This is a genomic window from Fimbriimonas sp. LA-C6, assembly GCF_055398105.1.
This window is the reverse complement of sequence record NZ_AP038796.1, coordinates 1345657-1369948: the sequence shown is the minus strand read 5'-3', so window position 1 is coordinate 1369948 and position 24292 is coordinate 1345657. Positions and strand designations below refer to the sequence as shown.

Below are 24292 nucleotides of genomic sequence, written 5' to 3'. Positions count from 1 at the left end.
TGGTAAGGGGACTTTTGGACAGGGTGGTAGCAGAAGCCGCTTTTGTTGCTCAGTCAGACTCAACCCTTTGGAAGGAGATGCCTCAGAAGCTGTAAAGTGAGGTGTGGCGATGATTGGGTTGCAGCGGGCGCGCGAGTTGTTTGGCCTAGGGGCTTTGGGTGGGGTAGTTGAGGAGTTACAGCGGGTTCCCGAGGGCCAGCGGAATGATCCAGAGTATCTGTTGCTATACGGCGCGGCTCTGGCTCGCTTGAAACGGTGGGAAGAGGCCCGGGCAGCCTTCGAGACTCTCCTGACTATCGACCCCGACTGCGTTGACGCGCTGACCTGGATGGCGGTGATGAAGAAGAACCGCCTGGAGATCGAAGACGCCATCGCGTGCGCTCAGCGGGCCATTGCCTTACAACCAGAACTAGCCGCAGGCCACAGCGTCCTCGGAACCTGTTACCTTTACAAACGAATGGCCTCCGAGGCAGTAGCCGCCTTCACACGAGCACGAGAACTTTCCCCAGGAGTAGCCGAGCACGAACACAACTTAGCGCTGGGCTACCTGATGGGCCACCAACACGGAGAAGCGATTAAGCACCTCCGAAAAGCCATCGAACTAGCCCCGCGAAGCGCCCAGAACTACCTCGTCCTCGCCTCGACCTACTCACTGTTCGGCATGGCAGGCCAGGCAATCGACTGCCTGAAAGACGGCCTGAAGCAACTGCCAGACTCCGCCCCTCTTCACGCCTCCATCGCCGAGGCGTTCGCCAGCATCCGCAACGACGTCGCCGCCGAGTCCCACTACCGACGCGCCCTCGAACTGTCCCCCGATTCGCGCGGGATGTTTGCCACCTGGCTCCTCAATCAGGGTCGATTCGAAGAGTCCAATGCCCTCTACGACTCCATGCTCAAAGACGGCTCCGACCCCGCCATGGCCTACTACGGCCTGATGCAGTCCAAAAAACTGAAACCCGGCGACGAAGCATTCATCACCGAGATGCAAGCCTTCCTAGAGTCCGGACCACTAGGCTCTGGCAGCGAGATGTTCATGCACTACGCCCTGGGCAAAGCAAACGAGCAGCTCAAGAACTACGAAGCGGCCATGTCCCACTTCAACGCCGCCAACGACCTCGCCTACTCCATCCACCACGCAGGCCACCCTCTGGAACCCTCTCATTTTCGAGAAGAAAACGAAGGCGTCCAAGCGACCTACGAAGAGATGCGAGACCTAGCCAAAGAAGGGAACCCCACAACCAAACCGATCTTCATCGTGGGCATGATCCGGTCCGGTACCACCCTCCTGGATCAGATCATCTCCAGCCACCCCAAGGTAGCCTCCGCAGGCGAACTACGGTTTTGGATCGAGGAGTCGCTGCGACTCGTTGCGCAGGACACAGTCCCCACAGCCAAGCAACTCCAGCGGCTATCCAAGGAGTACGTCAACTACGCAACGCTGCTCGCCGGGTCTGCCGAGCACGTCACCGACAAGATGCCGCTCAACTTCGCCTATGTCGGCATCATGAACGTCGCAATGCCCAACGCCCGCTTCGTTCACATCCGCCGAAACCCGATCGACACCTGCCTCTCCATCTACACAACCTACTTCGGCAAGGGCGCTCAGTTCGGCTACAACAAAGCCAACATCGTGGCGTACTACCGAGAGTATCTGCGGATGATGGACTACTGGCGAGAAACCGTGCCCGCAGATCGACTCCTAGAGATCGAATACGAGGACCTGATCTCAGACGCCGCCACCGTGATCCCACGCGTCATCGAGTTCTGTGGACTGCCCTGGGATGAGGCATGCCTGCACCACGACCAGAACCAGAGCGCCATCAACACCCCCAGCCGCTGGCAGGCCCGACAGCCGATCTACCGGACGTCCGTCGAGCGCTGGCGAGGTTACGAGCCGTGGCTCGGCGAGTTCGCCGAGCTGCTAGACCTTAGTGGTGGTGGAGCCGGAAGTCGTGCATAAACTCAACCAGCTTCTCAACAGCAGGTAACTGAAGCCCGTTGTAAAGCGAAGCACGAATTCCGCCGACACTGCGGTGCCCATTCAACCCCGAGAATCCTAAAGCGGTGGAGTCGGTGATGAACTTTCTTTCCAACTCCTCGGTCGGGAGCCGGAAAGCGACGTTCATCTTAGACCGATCAGCCGGTGCCACGCTGCCCCGATAGAACCCATCGCTCTGATCCAGCTCTTCGTACAACAAGTTGGCCTTGGCCGTATTGATCTGGTCCATATTCTCGAGTCCGCCGATCTCGTCGCGGAGCCAGCGCGTGACCAACAGCACGGTATAAATCGCAAACACCGGCGGGGTGTTATAAATCGAATTGGCCTCAATCTGCGTTCGATAGTCCAGGAATCCCGGCATGTAGGTGGGTGCGTCCTTCAGCACCTCATCCTTCACCAAAACAATGGTCACCCCCGAGGGTCCCATGTTCTTCTGCGCGTGCGCATAGATGATGGAGAACTTCTCAAACTCGCCGGGAGCCGACAGGAAGTCCGAAGACATATCGCAAACACGCGGCACCTCGTCCAGGCCAAGCACTCGCTTGAACTGCAAGCCCTCCACCGTCTCGTTAGACACGTAGTGCAGGTAAGGCGCGTCCGGCGAGTAGGGAAGCTCTTCGTCCTTAGGAAGTCGGCTAAATCGGCAGTTCTCGCCACTCCAAAGCACCCGAATCGGACCCTCGCGCTTGGCTTCAGGAAGTGATTTCCCACTCCAATACCCGGTCTCAATGTAGTCCGCCGCGTGCTGTTTCCCTTTCAAAAGCGTCATCGGCACCATCGAGAACTGCTGAGTCGCCCCGCCTTGGAGGAACAGCACATGGTAGTTCCGCGGAAGACCCATCAGCGCCCGGATGTTCGACTCCAGTTCCTTCACAACCGACAAGAACCAGTCCGATCGGTGGCTGATACCCAGGATCGACAACCCGACCCCTGGCACAGCAAGGATCGATTCTTGCACTTGCCGAAGCACGCATTCGGGCAGCACACCAGGGCCGCCAGAGAAGTTAAGCTGGTTCAGCTCATGGGCGGTCAGAGCGTGGGTCGGGAGAACGCGATCAAGAGCGATGGGTGATATGGTTTTCATGTGCAGAACACGGGGTCAAAGGTCGGACAGGGTTGGCCATCTGGTTGAGAAGGAGGTTCTGGAAAGCGTCGCGCACCTTCAGCATCGGGCCTTGTTTGTAAGGGAAGAGATCAACTGGGTCCATCGCATGGACAACCATAGCGTGATCCACTTCAAAAATGAGCAACTGGCCGTCCCTGGTCTCGGCGCAGTCGATGCAGATATAGTCGAGTCCAAACCGACGGGCCACAGCGTTGAGAGCCACCTCATGTCGCTTGGCAAACTCGTCAAAGCCCGCCATGAACGCCGCTTCTTCTTGGCACTTAAGCTGGTCTTGATACATGCCCGCATTGACGTAGTGGATCATCCAGTGTGATGAGATCGCCATATGAACAGCAAACGGTTCACCCGCGACGAGGGCAATGCGAAACTTGCGGAACTGACCATCGCCGCCGCTATAGTCAACGAATCGAGACAGGTAATACTCCTCGCCAGGAACCTTGTCGAGGTAGGGCAGAATCGCTTCCGGGCCATCGATCTTCTCCAAATCCCGCCCCGCATGCGAGCCCAGCGAACGCAAGATGATCGGGAAGTGGCAGTCGTTCTTCAGCTCATTCAGAGTAATCGAACCCTGTGCCACCTGGACGAGACTCTCACGAGAGACCTGGTGAGTGAGCGGCATGTCCAACCCCTGAACATCTTGCAGCAACTCGCTCGCCGTTTTGCGTTCGACGTTCGGGATGCACTGCGGGAGGTTGATCACCGGTCGGTCCCATTCAGCCAAAAGGAATTCGAGAGTCTTCAGGATGGGGCGGTTCTTTTCGGTGTCAGACAGACCCACAAGCAGAACGTCATGAGGCGGAATCTCCACCGGCAAAGCCGCCGCCGGGGTGGCGAAGAACAGCGTGATCTCGACATGGCTCGTCTCGAGGAGACAGTCGAGCGGAGTGTTCTCGGCGAGGTCACCCGCAGCCGCAATCATCAGAACGCGGCACTTGGTGGGCTGCAGCGCCGCCGGGAGGTGAAACTGTTGCCGAATGAACAAGGCTTGCTCTTGAATGGCCAGCCCGACCTCTCTTTCGGTAATTGAAAAGAACGCCGTGGCCAGGTTCATCCAAAGAATGGAATTGTCCTGGTCTTCCGTCGCTCGCTTCAAAAGCTCTTGCGCGACATGTCGAAGGTCGCCGCTGCCGACGCTCAGACGAAGAAACGGGGCCAGCCCAAGGTACTCCGAGGTCGCGCGTTCAATAATGTTGTTACCAAGCTGAGCGGCTTCCGCATGCTGTTCTCTTCGAGGGAACACAGCAGGTGGCTCCGCGATAAAGTTCTCAAAGAACTCGGCCTTTTCCTTGCTAGCAGGCTTGTGCCAGAAGCAGCCGTAAGTCGCCATCAGCTGCCCAGCATGGTAAATCTGGACCTCAAATGGCTTGTTCAGCAGCACGGTGTGGATGTACGTTGCATAAGACTCCGCAAAGTCCTCATGCAAATTGGTAGCCGCATACAGCGTCGGGAAACTGGTGTTGCTCAGCCCCTGGTAGGTTGAGGGGATCTGGTTGGCCTGCAACTGCGGGATCGAATAGAGCGCAATTTGAGATCGCTGAGGGAAGTCTTGTCCCTCCTTGGGCTTTCCAGTGGCGGGTTCCCAACTCAAAGGAGGAAAGCTGTAGTTGCCGCTCTGGTCCTGCTCCCACCAATTGGGCATCACCTTGCTGATGCACGCCATCACGTGTCCCAGCTCATGAAGCAGCAGATATTGCAGGGCCGACTTCCGCGTATCGTCCTCTTCTGAAGCGATACGCACACTGAGATGGATCTGATGGCCCGGGTTAAAGGCGGTGTTCTCGCGCCAAGTAATCCACTCATTGGCAGTTCGGTTCGCAAAGACCTCGGCGTCAAGAGCGATGACGGCGCCGAGCGGGTCACCATTGTTGTAGGCGATCAAGTCGGTGATAGCAGACGATCCAAGCCCAGTTACAAAGAAGACGCCAAGAAGTCTCGGCTCTAATTGATCCTTAATGGCCTGAGGAAGCTCCTCCAAGGCAGCCTGCACATCCCGTAGGAAATCCACATCGGGAAGGAACGCTTGCGGAACAGCCGGGTTCCCAGTCGCAGCGTTGAACTGGGCCACAAACTTCACCAGTTCCTCGGGGGCTTCGTCCAAACGGTGCGAGAGCGGCCGCACCAACATCTGCTCCCATCGAGTGGGTGAACTGGTCAAAATCATAAAAATCGATTCCCGATACCAAGCAACACCCGCATTTATACGGAGATGTAGCCCTTCCTCTATAGAGTTGGTCGGGACTCGATTTTTTTTACCGTGAATGAAGAATTAGGTTGAAAACGCCCTACTTTTGAAGCGCTTCCCAGCGGCGTTTGACCTCTGGATCTTTGCTTGAGAGCACGTAACCGACCTGAGAAGCGTGAGACTGGATGTAATCCTTGCGGGTTTCAGCAGGCTGCGCTTCCACCACATCCAGGAAGTCCGTGGCTTGGTCGGTTGCCTTGTCGGCGACTTGGGTCGTCTTAGCTTCCTCTTTACTGCAACCCGAGGCTACAAAGAGGGCAAAAAAGGGGACGAATAGACAGAGAACGATTCGATTCATGTGGAGTTATGAGGAGCCTGGGAACTTGGATCTTGTTTGTGTTCCGGCCCACCCGAACGGACCTTTGGCTCGGCATCATGAGGTGAGAGTTGCCTAGCCGGTTGCTGCGGCTCTTTCAGCGAGTCTTGGGAGGAGGGCTTCTCAGCGTCGAGATGGTCTTCCATGAGTCTGTGGGCAGCCCATAGAGGCTGCCCCGAGAGTTCGATCCTAGAGTCCGGCACCCTTCTGGATGTCGTAGTAGTACGTGTTATGTGGGTCCGCAGGGTTGGCGAACGGATCGCCAGTGAGCGGGTACTTGAGGATCCAACCGATGTGATTCTGCTCCTGGTAAGCAGCAGTCATCTTGGCGTAGTTGGGCATGTTCTTGCCAGATGGAGTGACCTTGATGCTCTTAGAGTGACCGTCCAACCAGCCTACGTTGCAGAAACCACCATGCCGTCCGTGCGCAAGATTAGGGGTCTGGCCGCGGTCAACGTAGTCGCCATAAGCAAGTGTCGGGTTAGTCGAGGCGCCACGGATGTAAACGCCATCGGCAATCAACATCGTCTCAGCAACGCTATCAACCTGCGTGTAGCTGGTTGGCTGGGTGTAGATGCCAGGTCCAGATGGATCGAATACCGTCTTCGCCAGGCCGCTGTTGAGGCCAATGCCGGTCTTGTTGTTACCAGGATAGAGGTAGTAGCCTGCTGCGGAAGGGCACTCGTTAATCTGCTGATTCTTCATGTATGGCTGAATCAGACCCTGATCATAGTGGTAAGTAGTGCCGTCGTAGTAGTAGTTCCAGCTGTGGTTTTGACCAGTGATGAAGTTCAGATACACGGCTTGGCACATTACGTCGTCCGAATCGCCGGCATACATCATCCAAGCAACCGAGATCTGTTTGGTGTTGCTAAGGCAGGAAGTCTTTTTGGCAGCCTCTTTGGCTTGGGCGAAAACAGGGAACAGGATGGCAGCTAAGATCGCAATGATTGCAATCACAACGAGAAGCTCAATGAGCGTAAATCCTCGTCTAGAAGAACGAGCTGTCAGAGAAGTATTCATGTTAATTATCCCTCCGATCACTCCGTCGTGATAATTGATGTTCGGGGTCACATCATGATAGGAGTATAACTGAATTGCGGAATAGTCTATCAAGTTCTAGACTATTATGATTAGACAATAGGGCTTGGAATTGTCTAATCATTCTCGTGTTTCTTCAAAACCGTTTGTTAGAATTAACCTTGTGGAAAAGAAACACGTGTTTGAGGAGATGGATTTCGCCACCATCGGGCGGCGAGTCAAGCAGCGGCGACTGCTTTTTCGCCTCAGCGCGGAAGAGCTAGCGGCTCAGGCGGGCATCGCTCGTTATACAGTCGTTCGGTTAGAGAATGGGCATCCTTGCACAAAGAAGACGTTGGATCGCATCCGAAGCGTTCTCCACTTATTTACAGATCAGATGGTGCGCCCGTTTCCTACTCAAGACAAGTATGTCGTTCACCGAGTAGCAGACACCCGGTGGAACGTCAGCATCCCCAAAGAGGCCTATCAGAAACGCATCGACGACGACGACCCGATCCACGTGAACGACCCAGCAGAGCGCAAACGCCTCGGCCAGGTTGGGTTCCAGCCCTTCTTCACCGCCGTTCTCGATACCCAATTGCCAGGTGGCGGAATGGAGCAGGCCATGATGGAACTCCACAAACCGAGCTGGGTAGCAACGCACCATGGCGAGGAGTTCATCTATTGTCTGCGTGGTCGGGTCATGGTCACGGTCGATGGCGAAGAGTGCACCCTGGAACAGGGCGATTCCATGTGCTTCCAGGCCGAACTTCCACACCAGTACTCACCCGCAGACATGGTCGGCCCAGAAGATGAGCCGCCCTTGATCCTGCTAGTAGTAACCCTCAAGAGCAAGCGCCCTAAGGCAACTTGATCGGCTGACCCTTCACCAGCGCACTCAGCCACTCCTCCGTGCGAGAGGTGATGGGTCTCTGCTGTTCTGGCGTCGCCAAGTTGTTGTGGGGAGAGTCGAACATAGGCGCTGCCTCCTTGGGACCTCTCATCAAATTAAAGGCTGTCCAGATTCCCGCTGGAGGTGCCGCCGTATCGATGAAGCCAATGCCCACGAGCGATTTCGCCCGGATGTTCGGCGCAAAGTTGATCGCATCCACATACCGTGCAGCTTCCATCACCTTGGGATTGTTAGTAGGGAAGAAAGGGTAGCCCTGCTGTCGTCCATTCAAACCAGCATTCAAGTCACAGCCTGCCGGCTCATTCACAATCATATGAGTGATTTTCGGGTGCAGCCCCGCCACGCAAATACTCTGCTGACCACCCATGCTAGTCCCCATCACCACCAGCGTTTTCCCATCCCAATCAGGGCACTTGGTGAGGTAGTCCACAGCCCGGTAGTCACGCAAATACATCTCCACAAAGTAGCTCGTTTCCCGATCTTCGTAGCCAATAGATGCGTAGTTCTTGATGGCCTGAGGAAGCGCGTCATAGAACGACTGAGGCGCATTGGTAGGCACGTCGTGCGGCTCAATGTTGAACGTAAGCCACCCCTGCGCAGCCCGCTCAATCACCCAAGACTTATCCAGCGGATAAGGAGGGCTCGCCCACTGAAGAATCAGCAGTGCCGGATGCTTCCCCGGCGTCTTGGGCCGCGCCAACTGGCCATAAACATGGGTGTGATTCACATGGTCCATCCGGACCGTCGAGTACTCAACCTCCGGCTTATAGCTGGTGCCCGGAGTGACAACGGGGTTCTCAGGAACGGCCTTCAGATCACCAATCTTGCGTTTCCAAAAGGCATGGAAGTCCTTAGGTTTAGGGACCACAGGAGCCAGCTTAGTAGGCTCAATCGCCGCCCCAAAAGCCAGCGGCCGTCCCCCCGAAGGCGGCGTGAGCTCCAAATACAACATGGTAGGAGTACTCGAACTGGCGTCGATGGTCGCCTTCCCAGACCCAAGGTCCAACTCGCCCTGTCCAATAATCTCCTGATTGTTTTTCTTCAGGACATAGCCGTACTTCCCACTCGGCCCAGTAACAGTCCACCCCGCCTTCTCACCCAACGAGTAAATCCCGTTGGCCTTAAAAGGCACCACCTTTGGCCCAGCCTGAACCAAACCAATCCCCGGCAAAGCAACCGAGGCAAGAACCAGCCCAATAAGCTTCGAATGAATCGCAACGCTGCTAATCTTCATAATATCGACTTCGCTAACTCCATATTAGTCCTTGTCACCGCAGGTGTCGAGCAGCGACTTCGAATTTTGGAACCCGGTAAGAACTAAAGAGGTCCCGTACCCGCTCATTAAAAAAGCCTATGTTAGCGGCACTTCTCTTCACAGCGATCCATCAGGGTGGACCTACCGACTTGGTAGCGCCTCCAAATTACTGGGCAACCGCGCAGGGATTTGACATCGCTTCAATACGAACCAACGATGTGATCGCTCTGGTCAAGCTAACGGGCCACCACGCCGAGACGCGAGGCGATTGGCGCTTCGCAGTGGATGAGTTCTCGGTCGTGGATGGCGGCGGTACGCTAAACGTTCCAACCATCTCTGTGCTGACCTTGGCAACACCGGTTTTTCAGCAGCCTGGAACATGGCGGGTCCCTGCAGCACCAAGCGGATCAGCGACGTACCTCCTCATCGGAAAGAAGCCGTCCAACACCAAGCTTCAGTTTTGTCGTTACTATCTGGGTGCGCGCAACCCTGTTCAGTACACCGAGTGCGCTTCGGTGAGTTCCAGCGAGGTAGCGGGTGCTGCACTCCTCCCAACAACCATCACATCGCTTCCAAAGTCCGGTGAGTACGGCTCCCAAGTGCTCCATGCAGTGCTAGCGAGCTTGAAGAGTCATGACGATGCATCGACCATCGCAGCAGTAAGGTTCTTCATGGGCCTGAACTTCGCGTTTCCCCCAAGCTCCCACAAGGTGGATGGCTTGGAATACCTAGATTGGGTGAACCACTCCTTAATTCCCTCGCTCAATACCACCGCTCCAGGCCGAACCGCGCGGGTGAGGATGTGGCTCTACGCCTACATCCCCCGCTGGGCTCGCGGTACGACCACGGCAACCAGGGACGCCGCAGACAAGGAGTTCCTCAAGGTGCTTTCAGGGCTGAGCAAATCCGGCTATGCGTTCACAAAAGAGGACGAGGCCGCAGTCCTATACTCCCTACACGGCATCTGTCCTGAGATGGCATTCCAGATCGCAGAGTCCTGCTCATCCCCAGAGCTTCGTCGATACATGTTGAGCCAAATAGGCTTGCCCCAGGATGAACCCACCCTCAGGCGCTTCCTCAAGTTCCTAAACGATCCCTCTCCATCTGTGGTCGATCACGCGATGAACAGCCTCGCCCGCTGGGCGGGCCGAACAGATTTCACAAGTTCCGACAGCCCAGTAGCCAGCCTCAAAGTGGCATGGGAACAGAGGAAAGCCAAACTCATCCCCCAACTTAGCAAGATCCACCTACCCGACCTCCAAAACCACTGCCCCTCCGTCAAGCTCGGTAGAATGGCACCCAATGCACTCCCGACACACGCTGATCAAGGCACGCTTCACAGCAGTGCGAAACGACCTTGAAGAAAACCTAGCGCGGATGTCCCCAGAGATGATGGGCTGGGCACCCGCAGAAGGGATGCGTACCATTGCAGGACAATTGGTTGAGATCATCGGAACAGAGATTCAGCTGATCGCCCTGCTGCGAGATGCCTACCGAATCTCCGACCCCGACGCACGAGAGTTCATCGGAGACTGCAACAACTTTTCCAACCTGAAGCGTGCGCTGAACGAGGTCCGAGCCGAGACGTTGGCCTACCTAGACTCACTCACCGAGGCCGATTTGGCAGAGGAAGTCGAGTTTGAAGGCGGTTGGTTGGCTCACTAGGGCTACCCACCATCCCCCGCGCAGAGGTCTTCGTAAGCATCGCAGACCACGAGTGGTACCACGTCGGCCAGCTAACCAGCTATCTCTGGACCCGCGGCACCAACCCCTATGGGCGCTAGCGACCTGCCACTGGAGTGATCAGCCACCCCGACTTTTCTGCCTCACGAACAAATATCTTGCCAGTGCCACGAAGCGCAGCAATAGATGGAGTGAAAAGATCTATGACCGGGAGTGTCGCGAGGATCTTTGTTTTCATTTTTGAGGGATCTATGCTGAGCAGATCGCACTTGTCCCATAGGTTGCCTTTTGTAGGATGGGGCCGCAAAATAACCACATTGCCCTGGTCATCAAAGTCGATCGAAGGAAGGAAGTTAATACCTTTGCCTCTCACCCACTTCGATTCCTTGTAAGGCGATCGCATGATGCATAGGCTTAGCGAGTTCACAGATGCATCAGATAGGAGCAATGCTAATGTTTGGTGGGCTGGGTCGAAGGCAGCACACGCATAAACATAGTCTTTCGGGAAGGGGAATACGTGCTTGATAACGGATCTTTCGGTGATCGTGATCTCGTTAGGCGCGACACGTGAGATGATAGTGTTCCCCCACATTCCGAGGGGCGCATAGACAGGGTCTGCCGTGGATTTGCCGTTCGAAGCGAAGAGCTCACCACGCCGACCGAAGACGGCATTGTCGTCTGGATCTATGCCCATGATCTGGCATTGCTTCGGAATAGCTAACAGTTGGATTGGCTTGCCCTTCTGGTCTACCACCGATAGCTGGTCGCCATCAAGCGACACGATATGGGAGCTTCCTCGCGCGATGATGGAGCCGAGCGGAACCTGAGATTGGAACCGTTCAATCCCTACTTGCTGTTGGAGGGCAAGGCAGAGCGCAATGAGCATCACCTCTTAGACTAACCAATCACAGCCCGAAGTTCTTCATTCCCCTTCTTATTCACCCGCCAAATATAAGCGTCCAACACATAGTGCGTCAGTTGCGGCATCGTCAATAGCGGGACCAACAGCATCAAAACAGTCGTCGAAGCCGGAATATAAACCGGCCCGAACAGATTCGCGTGTTCCTGCCAAACAAACCAGTCCCAAATCCCTTCCTCAAAGTAAGAGAAGGCAAAAAGCGCCAACACATACAGCGGCACATACTTAAGCTGGAAGAACCGTAGAAACCCGTTCGGTGTCTGCCGCTTATCCTTGATCTTCCGATACTGGTAAATCCACACCAAGGCGATATAAGGCACGCCATGCGAGATGATGTTGACCAGCGTAAAAGTAAGGTCCCCGTTAAAAAGAATAATCCCAGTCGCCCAAGCGGCCGCAGTAGCCATCAGCAGCAGACACTTGCCTAAATTCAGCGTCCCGGTAGACCGCCAGCGTAGCAACTCCTTGACCAAAAACGCCCCCAAGCAGAGCACATAAACAACCCGGCACACATGCTCAGGCCAAGTCCAAGGGATGTGAACCACATCAAACTCGCTGAACCACTGAAACTGCCTTGGGTAGGTGTGCCAATACACCAGCGGGTACACAGTCGCCATATAGATAGCCAACTGATCAATCCGATACCCAACCCCCTGCGCAGGTTCACCCCGGCGGTAAAGCATCAAGAACCCATACTGCTGCCGCACAAAGTGATAGATGGCAAGATAAGCCACCACCGACCAGAAAAACTGCGGTCCCTTCAGAGCGTAAAGCGCAACCCCACCCAGCCAACAAGCACTCGGCACAATGTAATAAAGCGTCCGCCGCCGCTTGAACTCGTCTTTGTCAAAGTAAGTCCGAAACAGCGAACTATAAACGTGCCCCACATCAACGCCCAACACCAACAGCACCCAAAGCCAAGTAGGCGTTTGAGAGATCTGAGAAATCCTCCCACCCCAAATAAGCACCACAGCCGTAATCAGGACAGGCGGCCCAATGATGGCGCTGAGGTCAAACTTCGGCGAGTAGATCCAGGGTGTTGAGACTTTCATTTAGACAATGGGCATGTAAAGTTCTGTAATCAGCTGATCCGGCGGAGTGTCACTAGCGTCGTTCACATACACCTCAAAAGCCGGATTCTCGCTAATCTCCTGCTTCAAGTTCCGCTCCACATACCGAGTCAGCTCAGACCAAGCCGGAGCAAGGTCCTCATAAGGACCCGTAAAAGTGGCCGTAACATACTGCCCCCCAGCCAACGTGTCCATCTCCAGCGGCAGCCCACCAGTGTCGCCAAGCGTAAAACTAGACGGAACCTCAACACAAGCAGCCGACCTCAGAAGATTGGCCGTCACATAGTCCGGATTGTCCCAATAGATCCCAATCGTCCGCTTGGCCGGCACCTTCTGAGCAGTCACCCACTCAAACAACCGATCAAACACACCCGAAATCTCATCATAAGGCCCCCGATGCCGGAGCATAACAATGCGGACAGGCGCAAGCTGAATCACCTGCGTGTTCATCGTAACCGGCCCGCTGAACCGTTTTTGGATTTTAGAAAAGAAGCTCATAAGAAGTAGTGGGGAACAAACCGCGCCAGGTCCTCAGTAATCGGGCCATTCGATTCACGAATCCCGATGCCTCGGGCCTCGCCATCAATGACCCAAGATCCGATGACCGGGTGGTTACCGTCGAAATTAGGAATAGGCGCATACGCCTGATAAACAAATCGGTCGTTCTCATAAGGCCCCGGGTTCTCAATGACGTTGCCATTCAAGTTGATCGTCACATTAGCCCCCTCCCGCCCCAAAAACGGCTTGCGCACGAACTCAGCCAGATCTCGCGGACCATCCAAGTAAGCGGGCAACAAGTTAGGATGGCCCGGATACATCTCCCAAAGAACCGCCAGAATCGCCTTGTTAGAAAGCACCATCTTCCAAATCGGCTCGATCCACTGAACCTTCCGATAGGTCTCCAGCGCCAGCGGCCCAAACTCGTCCCTCAGAACCCACTCCCAAGGATAAAGCTTAAAAAGAGTATGAATCGGCTTGTGTTCCTGGTCCACAAAACACCGGCGCAACTGATCCCAACCAATATGGGAAATGTTCAGGTAGTTCACCGCCAGCCCAGCCTCCTGAGCCGTATCCATCAGCACCGCCGTGGTCATAAAATCCTCAGGCGAGTCCACGCTGGTGAACTGCAAAATGCCCTTTTCCAGCAGCCCTTCCTCTTTCAGAGCGACCCACTTGCCAACCAACCCCTCCCAAATCGAGTTGAACTGGTCAGCCTCAGGCTCCTCATCCTGCAACCAATGCCACTGAACCACCGCCGCCTCCAACAAAGACGTAGGCGTGTCCGCGTTGTATTCCAATAACTTAGGTGGATGGTTACCGTCAAAGGCCAGATCAAACCGCCCATAAATCGCAGGCGGATCGTCCTCCCAAGCCTGACTAATCACCGCATGGGCCGACTTCGGAATGCCCAGCCGGGCGAAATCCTGCCGAGCAATCACCTGCTCCACAGCCGCCAAACACATCTCGTGAAGCTCGTTAGTGACACTCTCCAGCACCGCAATCTGCTGCGCATCAAACCGGTAAGCAGCAGATTCGTTCCAATAAGGCTGGTCGTCTACAGTATGGAAACTAAGGCCAAGGTGCTCAACCTTCTTCTGAAAGTCCGGACGCGGGGTGCGGATTTCTCGTTCCATCACCCACCGAACGAGCCACCAGAACTGCCGCCACCAAACCCACCCACGTGAACCCAGTGGGTGCCAGAAACCCCCGAGCTACAGTAAGACGCAGGCATCACACGCCCCTGCGCGTCGCGGCACTCGTTATATCCGGCGTCTTCCTCATCGGAGGAACAGCCCACAAGGCTCACACTCGCCGCCAGGGCGATAATAAGCGTTGCAGGCACTTGGTGAGACTTCTTCATCTGCTCACCGGAATCTACCTAAAAACCGACCAGTGGGTTGCAGAGATTTTCTATTTACCGCCAGCCGCTTCTCGTTCTTCCTTATCAAACTGCTGAATCGTCTTACAGTCGCTCGTAATCACCCAATCAGCAATCGACTTACCCTTCAGGTTCTGCGCCTTAAACGTGAGGCGGTTCTTCTGCTGGCTTGGCGCAGTAGGGAACTTGTAAACCAGCGTCCCCTTGGGCAGCGACTTCAGCCGAGTGATCGTCGCCTTGCTTCCAATCTCAGTAGAAGCCAGCCTCTTCGGAACCCGGCTCTTAGCCGCAACCCCCTCGCCCTCGTCATAAGTGACATTCAGAGTCACCGAACCAATGCTCCCAGCCCAGTTAGAGCCCGTGCTCAAAGCAAAAGCATACTGGCGTGCCACGTCCTGATCATCTCGAACAAAGCTAAACGGGTTCGTATACCGAATCCTCAAAGTCCGCGTCTGATGAGCATTAAGATGAACCTTCTGCAAATGCCAAGCACTCATCGGCAGCTTAGGGTTGTGGTCTGGAACAAGCTCACTGCGAGTCTCCGTGCCATCGAGGAATGACTTAAACTCTTGAAGCCCATCAAAAGGAAGAACACGCTCTTTCCGGGCAACGGCTTCCTTAAGAGTCTGAGCATAAACCGTCTCCATAAACCCCTTAAACCGGTCTGGGTACCCAACCGTAATATCACAACCCGCCCCCAGGTTCTGAATCACAAACGTCCCCTCAAACTCCGCCTTGACCGGCAGGATCTTCACGTCAACCGTCTCGCGAACCATCCGCACGCGCCCACCCCCACCCATAACCCGAGGACTCCCCCCAAACACCACAAGCGAGTCCCCATCTTTTCCAAGGAGCAAAGCAGTAAGAGCGATAACGATCATCTTGCCATTCATATCGGCATTTCAAGTTCGTTTACTTCACCTGATCAGGAATCCATGCCACCCATTGTCTGCACATGGAACTGTCTTCGGGTCGCAGACATGACTGACTTTGCGCCCGAGGAAAGGTCATGTAGGATAGAGCATGCCCCCTAGATGCCTGATAGCAATTAGACTAGCGCTCCTCGCACTAGTAGCTATCATGCTGTGGATCCTGAGGACCTTCATGTACGTCCTCCCATTCCTTCTGGGCACCGGAATGGACAAACCCGATCCAAACCGCCCAGGTCACATGACCTCCACCTACGCCCTCCAGTTCCTAGCCCTCATTCTCTGTGGAGCGGGTGTCTTTGCATTACTAAGGGCTATGAAAAGTGGCAGGTATCCCGCGAAACCAGGTGCCGTGACGTAGCTGCGGTGTGAGGGCGCTTAATCGAAAGGCCAATGAGTCCAGAAACGAAGCCGCTTACAACCTTGTGCCGAATCATGTCCTTCAGTGGATCTCAGCAACACAGAGATCATCCGAGTCAAGTTGCCCTGGTAATCCCCACCGCCCCGACCAGGTACCCGAGCCGGCCATTCCCTTCTTGTATTTGTGAATTGCACAAAATATAGCAATTTGAAAAAGTATTAATATCCTCGACACGTAAATGTCAAGCCCACCAAAAAGAAATGCCGACTATTCAATAAGTCATCCATAAGTCCTGGTGGATCTGGAAGTGTACGATGAAAAAGTGGTTCGCAAATCTGTCCCTCGCCTCGAAGCTTGCAACAGGCTTCGGGCTTACTCTCCTGTTGACCCTCACCGTAGGAGTGGCCGCTCTAAACGGTGTTCAGGGGTTGCGCGGCAACATTCACTCGCTAAGTGAAGACGCCCTGGCAGCGCAAACAAGTCTCGGTCAATTTAACCAGCAAGTTGCGCTGGCTCGTCTGCGTCAATATCGAACAGCCATCAACGAAGGCAAGAGAGCAGAAGACTGCGCGCGTCAAGTTGATGAGCACATGTCCAATGCAGATAAGGCTCTCAAAGAGTTTTCATCTCGTGTGACGGCAAATGATGCGAAGCTGCTGTTAGCAGAGGTAACAACGAGTTGGACCGAATATAAGCAGATTTGGGGAACCATTAGGGCTCACGTCATCGCATCCGATACCAAGACGGGCGCCCTAGAGGTCGAAACAAAAACAACGCCGACGTATGTAAACAAGCTTCAGCCCGCAGTCCAGAAGCTCTCCGATTGGAATACCGCCTTCGGAAAGAAAACCGCAACTGACGCCGATGCTGCTGCGAGCAAAACTTTTTCCAACGTCATAACCATGGTCGCAGTCGCCGTCCTCATCGGCCTTTGCTTCGCGGTCATCATCACCAAAAGCGTTGTCCGTCCAGTCCTTGCCGTATCAGAGAAGCTTCTGTCTCTCCGGGGGCACTGCGTTGCAGAACTTCAACAGGGCCTGGTTGCCTTTAAGAATGGAGATCTAACCATCCCTGCCAAGGCCAAGACGGATCCTATTGAAACACCTTCCGACGACGAAGTGGGTCGAATGGCTAAAACCTTCAACGAAACACTCGAGATGGTCGTGATCGCCATCGAGTCGTACAACGAGGCAAGAATGTCTCTCACAGAAATCGTTGGCACACTGTCGCAGAGTGCTCGGTCGGTCTCCTCAACAAGCCACGAGCTTGCGTCATCATCCCAACAAACAGGCTCAGCCTCTTCCGAAATCGCTATGGGAAGCGAGAAACTTGCTGAGAACGCTTCCAGCGTGTCCGCAGCGGCGCATGGAATGCGAACAGCAGCTCAAGAAGGCGGAGAATCAGTGAAGGAGACCATAGCTTCTATGGCCCGCCTAAAAGATGAAGTGATGGCCTCGGCAACAAACGTTCGCGAGCTGGATGAACAGGGTCGACAAATTGGCCGGATTGTCATGAGCATAGAAGACATCGCAAGCCAAACCAACCTCCTAGCTCTAAACGCAGCCATCGAAGCTGCACGAGCAGGTGAGCATGGCCGCGGCTTTGCAGTGGTGGCAGACGAAGTCAGGAAGCTGGCCGAAAAGGCATCGCATTCCACCCAAGAAATCTCGACCCTGGTGGCCGGAATTACGGAAACGGTCGCAAAGACCGTGGCGTCCATCGAGCGCACAACCATCGAAGCAGAAGCAGGAGCTGAGCGCAGCGTGATGGCCGGAGAAATCCTGAACGTCATCTTGCGAACAGCTGAAGACGTCGCCGATGCCATCAGCGACGTGGCCGCCATCAGTGAAGAATCAGCCGCAGGCGCAGAAGAACTCTCGGCAACCGTCGAAGAAGTAGGAGCTTCCGCGACCGAACTAAGCAGAATGAGCGCTGACCTTCAAGACATCGTCTCTAGGTTCAAGGTACAAGAAGCCCAAATGGGCCTCAAACTCGCCGCCTAGCTTAAAGCCAGGACTAACCTCGTTTTGCCCGCATCGTAGGAGATCCACCTACCATGCGGGCAAAACTATTTCTCACCGAGGAGCAAAGTAGTCAGCAGGAGTTACGAGTCTTGTAGACCTACATTGCCCGACCAGCGTCCTTTGGAACCGCAGCACACACCATCAGATCCCCGACTTCTCCAAGCCTCCTTTCATCCGGTGTGAGCGTACTGGAAGAAGTCGGCATGACGCCACTTGCGATCTACCGTGTCATGAACACTGCAACCCTCAATGGGAACTCCACCCTCGTAGTCCACAAACAGAACAAGAGCGTCCCCACACATCTCAACGCCACTCAAAACAAAAGTAGAACGAAGGCCAAGAGCTAGCCTGAAAGCGTCAGATGCATCCACACACTAAGATTAGCCAATTCCACTGTAAACAGCGAGGAGCCGTGGAGACACTGTAGACCGCATCACTTCCCACGCGCTCAAGGATGTAAGTATCAGTATTTGAAATGATCTAAGGATAAAATTTCGGCACTAAGTCACCGCAATCTCCTTTACTCATGCCTTGTGTCAGGTAGAAAAAGAAGAGTAGAATTGCATCTGATTTGCTTATTGTGATCACATGAAAAGGACGAAGGAATTACATGGCAACTGTTGACCCTCGTGCATTTGTTAGTTTTGACTACGACCATGACGCGAATTGGCGCATCTTGTTTTGCGGACAGGCCGTGAAGGAATCGCCTACTCCATTTTCGTTGCAGGATTGGTCCTCAAAGTCTGCATTGCCTGAAAAGGAATGGGAGGCCTCTATAAAGGACAAAATAGGCAGAACAAACATGTTGATCGTCCTCGTAGGTAAGTCTATGGGGTCAGCCACTGGGGTCGTGAAGGAAATTCAGTTTGCAAAAGACCTACGTGTCCCAATATTTGGAGTGTATGTGGATGGAGCAGGTGAGAACAGCACTTTACCCACGGGCCTAGCCCGTAATCGCGTTATTGCATGGAAGTGGTCCACTATTGCTGATGCTGTGAAACAGATGATGGGCGAAGGCAAAAACGCAAAGTAATGAGAAAAGCTCTTGTCGTCGGCATTGATGCTTATATAAGTAGTCCGCTAACCGGATGTGTGAATGACGCCGTTGCAATAGCAAACACACTTGAAAAGAACGGAGACGGATCGCCCAACTTCTCTGTCAAGCTTCTAACGAGTAATGACGGCGAAGTTTCGACATCAGTTCTTAGTGATGCAATTGTGGAGCTATTCAAGGGAGATGCAGAAACAGTTCTTTTGTTCTTTGCTGGGCATGGCATTATCGATCCAGCGACTAACGCGGGCTATATCGTCTCCCAGGACGGCAAAAAGGCTTCGTGGGGAATATCTCTTTCGGAGATACTAAACATTGCGAACAGTGCTTATCCACGTATAAAGTCGTCAGTCATTATTTTGGATAGTTGTCATTCTGGATATGCTGGCGAGGTTGCAGGTTTGAATAGTCAGCACCTCGCAAATATTGGTTCTGGCGTAACTATTTTAACTGCTTGTAATCGAAGTGAAAGTGCATCAGACGACGATGGAGATGGTCATGGTCTTTTTACCGGAATTCTCCTTGATGGTCTAAGTGGCGGCTGTGCAGACGTCTGCGGTCGCATTACACCCGCCTCGCTATATTCACACGTAGATCAGACGCTCGGTCCGTGGGAGCAACGTCCGATGTACAAAGCGAACGTACAAACATTTATCACGCTACGCGAAGTTACACCGAAAATTCCATTGGATGTCCTTCGAAGGCTGCCATCATATTTCCCCGACGCGACCACAATATTTGCTCTCGACCCTTCTTATGAACCTGATCGAGAGAATATTCCTGAAGAGTTAAGAAACCTTCCAGTTAATGAAGATCATGTACGGGTCTTTAAAGAACTTCAAATGTGCAACCGTCACGGACTGATAAGTCCAGTTAGTGCCGAGCATATGTACTATGCGGCAATTAATTCGACCGGATGTAAGTTGACCGCCTTAGGCGCTCATTATCGGAAACTTGCGGAAACTAAACGCATCTAACTATTCGCAGTAACAAGAGCCTGTCAATGAAAATATTTGTATCGCACAAAAAAGAAGACGCCCGCCTAGCTACTGTAGTCGCAACTACTTTAGAAGCGAAAGGGCATGATGTCTATATTGACTTAATCGATGATAATATCGGAAAGAATGGAGACGACCTGGGGGACTATTTGCGAGCTCGCCTTGGAGAATGTGATTCACTAATTGCTGTCGTATCCCAAAGCACTAAAGATTCATGGTGGGTCCCCTGGGAGATCGGTGTGGCTACCGAGAAAAACTATCCGTTAAGTACGTATCTAAGCGACGGTACATTGCCTCCTGATTACCTTAAAAAGTGGCCAATACTGAGAACTATTGATCACCTTGCCTTATTTGCAGCTAAAGTGAAAGAGCTTCAAACTAAAATGACACAATCGCGGAAAATTCAGCTTTCGGAAAAAGCCTATACTGACTCCGTAAAGTCTAATGTTGCCGAATTTCATCGAACTCTTAAGCAATCTATAGGACAATAGATATGAAGAATGTCGAAGATTTCGATCTGTTGCTTCAATTAGTAACCACTGAGATGTGGAACGATCTGCACCCGCCCGCTCCTCGCAATCGGGATATTGTCCATTTTTCGTCTGATGGAGATGGGCCTACTTTGCTGGATGATCCAGTCCTTGCAAAGAAATTAATGGAAATGCTACTGGAGGGAAATCCGAACAGCATGTGGCCTATACCGGCGAGCCCACAGGAGCCAGACAATCCAAAGCGCTTGAAGTTTGGAGAATGCATTGTTTGGTATATCAGGGAAGCACTTTGTACCGATGAAAGAACTTTCAAATGGGACAAACAGGCATTGAAAAAGCATCTAGAAAAAATGATCGCTGCTGCTGTTGTGTACATTGCTGCTAGTTACAGTGTGGCCGCAGCGGTAGTAACTGATATATTCGTCCAAGCCCTAAAGTTCGCGAGTCGAATTACTGCCAAGGCTTTTTGCGCGTGGGTAACAAATCATCTGCAGGTCGAAGGTATCGCCATGCCACCAAAGCTTGCTTGAAACAGGCAAGTCTTTGCTGTATTGATCAAAGGACACTTTTTGTTTGCTGAGTGATCCCGTATTATGAATAATCTTTTAGAGTTATTTAAATATAGTGAATAATCATTTGGCTGGTTCCCCGTAAAATGACCGTCGTGGAGTATTAGTTTTCCCGTCTCCACTTAAGGAGACGAACATGAGCAGAGGAAAACGCTACACAGAAGAACAGATCATCAAGGTGCTGAAGGAAATCGACGCTGGGGCGAGTATCGCTTCGGTGGCCAGAACCCACTGCGTCACGGACCAGACCATTTACCGCTGGCGCGAAAAGTACGCTGGCATGACCGTCAGCGAACTTGCGCAGATGAAGGCTTTGCAGGATGAGAACCGACGGCTCAGGCATTTGGTAAGCGAGCTCAGTCTAGACAACGCTGCCTTGAAGGAGCTTCAGAAGGGAAAATGGTGAGCTCCGAGGGTAGGCGGCGTGCTGTGGGCTTCTTGCTCGCTCGGGGCTTTACAAGGACGTGTTCTTGTCGTGTGGTCCAGCTATCTCGCCCTGCAAGCAGGCACCTGCCTATAGAGCGAAGTCCTGGTCTCAAACAGAAGGTATTGGAACTTGCCAAAGCCAACCCTCGCTACGGCTTTAGAAGGGTACATGCTCTTTTGCCAGGTCTGAACCTCAAGGCAGTCTACCGAATCTGGAAGCAGGAAGGTTTGAGCCTGAAATACCGCAAGCGCAGAAAGCTAGTCGTTCCCAAAGTGGAAGGTCCTGTGTTGACAGGTCCCAACCAAGCTTGGTGCCTTGACTTTTATCATGAACGACTTGAGAACGGTCGTAGCACCCGCATCTTGGACTGGGTGGATTAACACCATCGGATTTCAAGCTTGTGTTGCAAACAAAACAAGAGGAGGCTCAGAAACTATATTCTTAGATTGGAAAGAAAATGGGGACCGGTCACTTGCATTGTGAACACGCTACAGCAATTGGATGCGAGACCCGGTAAAGATACATCGCGCGAGGCTATGTTAGAGAGCCAACTCATTCAAACCAAGGGGAGATGCGAAGAGCATCTTGCAGCCTTACGTCAAGGATTTCTAACGAATTTCAACCCTTTGGAGCGTTCGGTTGGCGCGGCTCTTGAATGGACTTACCATTCAACGGAAGGTCATAGCGACGAACAATAACGCCTTCGCACGCTGAACTAGAAATGACACTCCGGGCAATAACGTCCTTGCGTTGCGCTTTCGTTCGAATATACGAATGAGACTCAGAAAGCTTTGCCATGCACCTGATTTACCGTGCCTGCCACATGAGCCAGCGGCAAATCTACCAGTAAAGATGGAGCTTGAAACTAACGAGACAAATTGATCTTTTACCAATCAGCCCCAGAGAAAAAGAATGGAGCCCTCAACGAGAATCGAACCCGTGACCTCTTCTTTACCAAAGAAGTGCTCTGCCGCTGAGCTATGAGGGCATATATGCGATGGTGGGGAGTGTAGGATTCGAACCTACGAAGGCATCGCCGACAGATTTACAGTCTGTTCCCATTGGCCACTCGGGCAACTCCCCAGATCGATCAAGAAGATACCCGAAAAACCAAGAAAGTGTATAGCTGGGAACGTACAATAGAAGAATGCCATCGACGTTGTTCGACAAGGTTTGGGATTCTCACGTTGTGGCAGACCTGCCAGACGGTGGAGCTCTGCTGTATATCGACCGCCATCTCGTCCACGAAGTAACCTCTCCACAAGCCTTCGACGGCCTCAGAGAAATGGGCCGAAAAGTGCGGCGCCCAGACCTTACATTCGCAACTGCCGATCATAACGTCCCCACTGACGGACGCGCGATCGATGAATCAAGCCTCAGCGGAAAGCAGCTCGCTGCCCTCACCCGCAACTGCCAAGAGTTCGGCGTGCCCGTCTACGGCTACGGAGCCGACCGACAAGGCATCGTCCACGTCATCGGCCCCCAACTAGGCATCACACTCCCAGGACTCACCATCGTCTGCGGTGACAGCCACACCTCAACGCACGGCGCATTCGGCGCACTCGCGTTCGGCATCGGTACCACCGAAGTAGAGCACGTGCTGGCAACTCAAACCCTGAGAACCCCCAGCAAGTCCAAGAGCCTAGGCATCCAAATCGACGGAGACGCCCCCTACGGAATCACCGCAAAAGACATCATCCTCGCCGTGATCCGCAAACTAGGCGCCGGCGGAGGAACCTCCCACGTCGTGGAGTATTTCGGAAAAGCAATCGAAAAACTGCCCATGAGCGGACGACTCACCATCTGCAACATGTCCATCGAAATGGGCGCCCGCGCAGGAATGATCGCCCCCGACGACATCACCCTGGAATACATAGCCGCCGAAGACCGCCCCTTCGCACCCAAAGGCGCAGACTTCAATAAACTAGTAGATCAGGTCGCAAAGCTCCAAACAGACTCATCAGACTGTTTCGACCGACACGAACACCTAGACATCTCCAACCTAAAGCCTCAAGTCACCTGGGGAACCACCCCAGCCATGACCGTAGACGTGGACCAAGCGCTCCCAGAGCCGCGCGACGCCGCCGAAGAGCGGGCCATGCGCTACATGGGCCTCAAAGCAGGAATGAGCATGTCGGAGCTAGACGTAAACACCGTCTTCATCGGCTCCTGCACCAACTCCCGAATCGAAGACCTCCGCGAAGCCGCCGCAGTCGTAAAAGGCCGCAAAATCGCTTCAGGAGTCCGAGGGCTAGTAGTCCCCGGCAGCGCCCAAGTCAAGCTCCAAGCCGAACAAGAAGGACTCAACACCGTCTTCGTAGATGCTGGCTTCGAATGGCACCGCGCAGGCTGCTCCATGTGCCTCGGCATGAACGGCGACATCCTCAAACCCAACGAGCGCAGCGCCTCCACCTCCAACAGGCCCTACGAGGGACGTCAAGGCCCAGGATCCCGCACCCACCTCGTCTCCCCCGCTACAGCCGCCGCAACGGCCATAGCAGGCCACTTCGCCGACCCAAGGGAGTTCGCTCAATGAGACAAATTCTCGCGGTGCTGTTCATGCTCTGCGCTTTCATAGCGCAAGCACAAACCCCCGCGCCGCGGGAAAACACCTGGCAGTCCGCCCTCCGCGTGATCAAGACCGGCTGGAACCGAGTCGTTCACGAAGGCCGACCCGCCGCAGAACGCCTCGTAAAAGCCGCACCGGAGAAATACAAAGACATCCAGTCCCAAGTAACCCGGTTCACCGAAAAACTGGCACATATGCCAGAAGCGAAGGTGATCGAGGAGAAACGAGCACTCCTAGTCGAGCTCTGGCGCATCCGTGCCAGCCTCGACCTACTCTCCCTCCTAGCCCCCGAAAACCTGCACGCAATCACAGGTATCGAACCCGAAAAATTCAACACCCTCCGTGCCAACTACATGGCCGTATTCCAGCGCTGGACTCAGAAGAAGACCCTCGCAGAAAAGGTGTCGAAAAATTAAGGGTATAATTCGAGGCTCAATTTGACATCGTCTAG

At 53.8% G+C, this 24292-nt stretch carries 27 protein-coding genes and 2 tRNA genes; 14 read left to right on the top strand and 15 right to left on the bottom strand.

The features are described 5' to 3' along the window. Nucleotides 1-109 precede the first annotated feature (109 nt). The gene (locus ACZ51B_RS06460) at nucleotides 110-1960 is read left to right on the top strand and encodes a tetratricopeptide repeat-containing sulfotransferase family protein (RefSeq protein ID WP_464296416.1); all 1851 of its coding nucleotides are present in this window, start codon (nucleotides 110-112) and stop codon (nucleotides 1958-1960) included. On the opposite strand, the gene ACZ51B_RS06455 is transcribed toward ACZ51B_RS06460, so the two are convergent. The 5 genes from ACZ51B_RS06455 to ACZ51B_RS06435 all read right to left on the bottom strand — a co-directional run bounded on the left by ACZ51B_RS06455 (nucleotide 1929) and on the right by ACZ51B_RS06435 (nucleotide 6706). Beyond that, on the bottom strand, nucleotides 1929-3083 hold the full coding sequence (locus tag ACZ51B_RS06455; RefSeq protein WP_464296415.1) for a phosphoserine transaminase: 1155 nt from the start codon (nucleotides 3081-3083) through the stop codon (nucleotides 1929-1931). The genes ACZ51B_RS06460 and ACZ51B_RS06455 overlap by 32 nt on opposite strands. After that, nucleotides 3055-5286: an ATP-grasp domain-containing protein gene (locus tag ACZ51B_RS06450; RefSeq protein ID WP_464296414.1), complete on the bottom strand. Its 2232-nt coding sequence runs from the start codon at nucleotides 5284-5286 to the stop codon at nucleotides 3055-3057. The genes ACZ51B_RS06455 and ACZ51B_RS06450 overlap by 29 nt, the downstream gene beginning before the upstream one ends. A 121-nt stretch (nucleotides 5287-5407) precedes the next feature. After that, nucleotides 5408-5665 carry a hypothetical protein gene (locus ACZ51B_RS06445; RefSeq protein ID WP_464296413.1) on the bottom strand — a complete coding sequence of 86 codons (258 nt, stop codon included), beginning with the start codon at nucleotides 5663-5665 and terminating at the stop codon, nucleotides 5408-5410. Next, a complete protein-coding gene (locus tag ACZ51B_RS06440) occupies nucleotides 5662-5886 on the bottom strand; it encodes a hypothetical protein (RefSeq protein ID WP_464296412.1) in 225 nt (74 codons plus the stop codon). Before ACZ51B_RS06440 ends, ACZ51B_RS06445 begins: the two co-directional genes overlap by 4 nt. Further along, the gene (locus ACZ51B_RS06435) at nucleotides 5873-6706 is read right to left on the bottom strand and encodes a prepilin-type N-terminal cleavage/methylation domain-containing protein (RefSeq protein ID WP_464296411.1); all 834 of its coding nucleotides are present in this window, start codon (nucleotides 6704-6706) and stop codon (nucleotides 5873-5875) included. Before ACZ51B_RS06435 ends, ACZ51B_RS06440 begins: the two co-directional genes overlap by 14 nt. A 181-nt stretch (nucleotides 6707-6887) precedes the next feature. Here ACZ51B_RS06435 and ACZ51B_RS06430 point away from each other — a divergent pair, with 181 nt between their 5' ends. After that, nucleotides 6888-7577, top strand: a complete 690-nt coding sequence (locus ACZ51B_RS06430) for a helix-turn-helix domain-containing protein (protein ID WP_464296410.1) — start codon at nucleotides 6888-6890, stop codon at nucleotides 7575-7577. Here the strand turns inward: ACZ51B_RS06430 and ACZ51B_RS06425 are convergent. Further along, nucleotides 7564-8850: an acetylxylan esterase gene (locus tag ACZ51B_RS06425; protein WP_464296409.1), complete on the bottom strand. Its 1287-nt coding sequence runs from the start codon at nucleotides 8848-8850 to the stop codon at nucleotides 7564-7566. The genes ACZ51B_RS06430 and ACZ51B_RS06425 overlap by 14 nt on opposite strands. 119 nt (nucleotides 8851-8969) lie before the next feature. Between ACZ51B_RS06425 and ACZ51B_RS06420 the strand changes: the two genes are divergently transcribed. Together ACZ51B_RS06420 and ACZ51B_RS06415 are read left to right on the top strand one after the other, a co-directional pair. Next, nucleotides 8970-10232, top strand: coding sequence for a hypothetical protein (locus ACZ51B_RS06420; protein ID WP_464296408.1), 1263 nt, complete (start codon nucleotides 8970-8972; stop codon nucleotides 10230-10232). Next, the gene (locus ACZ51B_RS06415) at nucleotides 10216-10536 is read left to right on the top strand and encodes a DinB family protein (protein WP_464296407.1); all 321 of its coding nucleotides are present in this window, start codon (nucleotides 10216-10218) and stop codon (nucleotides 10534-10536) included. The genes ACZ51B_RS06420 and ACZ51B_RS06415 overlap by 17 nt, the downstream gene beginning before the upstream one ends. Nucleotides 10537-10651: 115 nt before the next feature. On the opposite strand, the gene ACZ51B_RS06410 is transcribed toward ACZ51B_RS06415, so the two are convergent. Genes ACZ51B_RS06410 through ACZ51B_RS06385 form a run of 6 tightly spaced genes read right to left on the bottom strand, consistent with a single transcriptional unit; the run spans nucleotide 10652 to nucleotide 15303 of the window. After that, a complete protein-coding gene (locus ACZ51B_RS06410; RefSeq protein WP_464296406.1) occupies nucleotides 10652-11440 on the bottom strand; it encodes a hypothetical protein in 789 nt (262 codons plus the stop codon). A gap of 11 nt (nucleotides 11441-11451) precedes the next feature. Then, nucleotides 11452-12525 carry a hypothetical protein gene (locus ACZ51B_RS06405; protein WP_464296405.1) on the bottom strand — a complete coding sequence of 358 codons (1074 nt, stop codon included), beginning with the start codon at nucleotides 12523-12525 and terminating at the stop codon, nucleotides 11452-11454. Beyond that, nucleotides 12526-13041: an AraC family transcriptional regulator gene (locus ACZ51B_RS06400; RefSeq protein WP_464296404.1), complete on the bottom strand. Its 516-nt coding sequence runs from the start codon at nucleotides 13039-13041 to the stop codon at nucleotides 12526-12528. Next, nucleotides 13038-14177 carry a glutathionylspermidine synthase family protein gene (locus tag ACZ51B_RS06395; RefSeq protein ID WP_464296403.1) on the bottom strand — a complete coding sequence of 380 codons (1140 nt, stop codon included), beginning with the start codon at nucleotides 14175-14177 and terminating at the stop codon, nucleotides 13038-13040. Before ACZ51B_RS06395 ends, ACZ51B_RS06400 begins: the two co-directional genes overlap by 4 nt. After that, a complete protein-coding gene (locus ACZ51B_RS06390) occupies nucleotides 14177-14404 on the bottom strand; it encodes a hypothetical protein (RefSeq protein ID WP_464296402.1) in 228 nt (75 codons plus the stop codon). Before ACZ51B_RS06390 ends, ACZ51B_RS06395 begins: the two co-directional genes overlap by 1 nt. 50 nt (nucleotides 14405-14454) lie before the next feature. Next, a complete protein-coding gene (locus tag ACZ51B_RS06385) occupies nucleotides 14455-15303 on the bottom strand; it encodes a hypothetical protein (protein ID WP_464296401.1) in 849 nt (282 codons plus the stop codon). Nucleotides 15304-15502: 199 nt separating this feature from the next. Between ACZ51B_RS06385 and ACZ51B_RS06380 the strand changes: the two genes are divergently transcribed. Both ACZ51B_RS06380 and ACZ51B_RS06375 read left to right on the top strand, forming a co-directional pair. Further along, nucleotides 15503-15712: a hypothetical protein gene (locus tag ACZ51B_RS06380; RefSeq protein WP_464296400.1), complete on the top strand. Its 210-nt coding sequence runs from the start codon at nucleotides 15503-15505 to the stop codon at nucleotides 15710-15712. A 314-nt stretch (nucleotides 15713-16026) separates the two neighbouring features. Beyond that, nucleotides 16027-17715, top strand: coding sequence for a methyl-accepting chemotaxis protein (locus tag ACZ51B_RS06375; RefSeq protein WP_464296399.1), 1689 nt, complete (start codon nucleotides 16027-16029; stop codon nucleotides 17713-17715). Between the two features lie 191 nt (nucleotides 17716-17906). Here the strand turns inward: ACZ51B_RS06375 and ACZ51B_RS06370 are convergent, their stop codons facing one another. Then, complete coding sequence (locus ACZ51B_RS06370; RefSeq protein ID WP_464296398.1) at nucleotides 17907-18107, bottom strand: hypothetical protein; 201 nt, start codon at nucleotides 18105-18107, stop codon at nucleotides 17907-17909. Nucleotides 18108-18346: 239 nt separating this feature from the next. Here ACZ51B_RS06370 and ACZ51B_RS06365 point away from each other — a divergent pair, with 239 nt between their 5' ends. From ACZ51B_RS06365 to ACZ51B_RS06340, 6 genes are all read left to right on the top strand, one after another. Further along, nucleotides 18347-18769: a TIR domain-containing protein gene (locus ACZ51B_RS06365; RefSeq protein ID WP_464296397.1), complete on the top strand. Its 423-nt coding sequence runs from the start codon at nucleotides 18347-18349 to the stop codon at nucleotides 18767-18769. After that, complete coding sequence (locus ACZ51B_RS06360; protein ID WP_464296396.1) at nucleotides 18769-19764, top strand: caspase family protein; 996 nt, start codon at nucleotides 18769-18771, stop codon at nucleotides 19762-19764. The genes ACZ51B_RS06365 and ACZ51B_RS06360 overlap by 1 nt, the downstream gene beginning before the upstream one ends. A gap of 26 nt (nucleotides 19765-19790) precedes the next feature. Continuing rightward, nucleotides 19791-20276 carry a toll/interleukin-1 receptor domain-containing protein gene (locus ACZ51B_RS06355; protein WP_464296395.1) on the top strand — a complete coding sequence of 162 codons (486 nt, stop codon included), beginning with the start codon at nucleotides 19791-19793 and terminating at the stop codon, nucleotides 20274-20276. Between the two features lie 2 nt (nucleotides 20277-20278). Next, entirely contained in the window at nucleotides 20279-20806 is a 528-nt protein-coding gene (locus ACZ51B_RS06350; RefSeq protein WP_464296394.1) for a hypothetical protein, read from the top strand. Between the two features lie 175 nt (nucleotides 20807-20981). Continuing rightward, nucleotides 20982-21251: a transposase gene (locus tag ACZ51B_RS06345; protein ID WP_464296393.1), complete on the top strand. Its 270-nt coding sequence runs from the start codon at nucleotides 20982-20984 to the stop codon at nucleotides 21249-21251. After that, the gene (locus ACZ51B_RS06340) at nucleotides 21245-21652 is read left to right on the top strand and encodes an IS3 family transposase (RefSeq protein WP_464296392.1); all 408 of its coding nucleotides are present in this window, start codon (nucleotides 21245-21247) and stop codon (nucleotides 21650-21652) included. Before ACZ51B_RS06345 ends, ACZ51B_RS06340 begins: the two co-directional genes overlap by 7 nt. 533 nt (nucleotides 21653-22185) lie before the next feature. On the opposite strand, the gene ACZ51B_RS06335 is transcribed toward ACZ51B_RS06340, so the two are convergent. After that, nucleotides 22186-22260: transfer RNA gene (locus tag ACZ51B_RS06335), tRNA-Thr, on the bottom strand. A gap of 10 nt (nucleotides 22261-22270) precedes the next feature. Beyond that, nucleotides 22271-22355: transfer RNA gene (locus tag ACZ51B_RS06330), tRNA-Tyr, on the bottom strand. A 64-nt stretch (nucleotides 22356-22419) separates the two neighbouring features. Between ACZ51B_RS06330 and leuC the strand changes: the two genes are divergently transcribed. Next, complete coding sequence (leuC, locus tag ACZ51B_RS06325; RefSeq protein WP_464296391.1) at nucleotides 22420-23808, top strand: 3-isopropylmalate dehydratase large subunit; 1389 nt, start codon at nucleotides 22420-22422, stop codon at nucleotides 23806-23808. Next, the gene (locus ACZ51B_RS06320; protein ID WP_464296390.1) at nucleotides 23805-24257 is read left to right on the top strand and encodes a hypothetical protein; all 453 of its coding nucleotides are present in this window, start codon (nucleotides 23805-23807) and stop codon (nucleotides 24255-24257) included. The genes leuC and ACZ51B_RS06320 overlap by 4 nt, the downstream gene beginning before the upstream one ends. Nucleotides 24258-24292 lie beyond the last annotated feature (35 nt).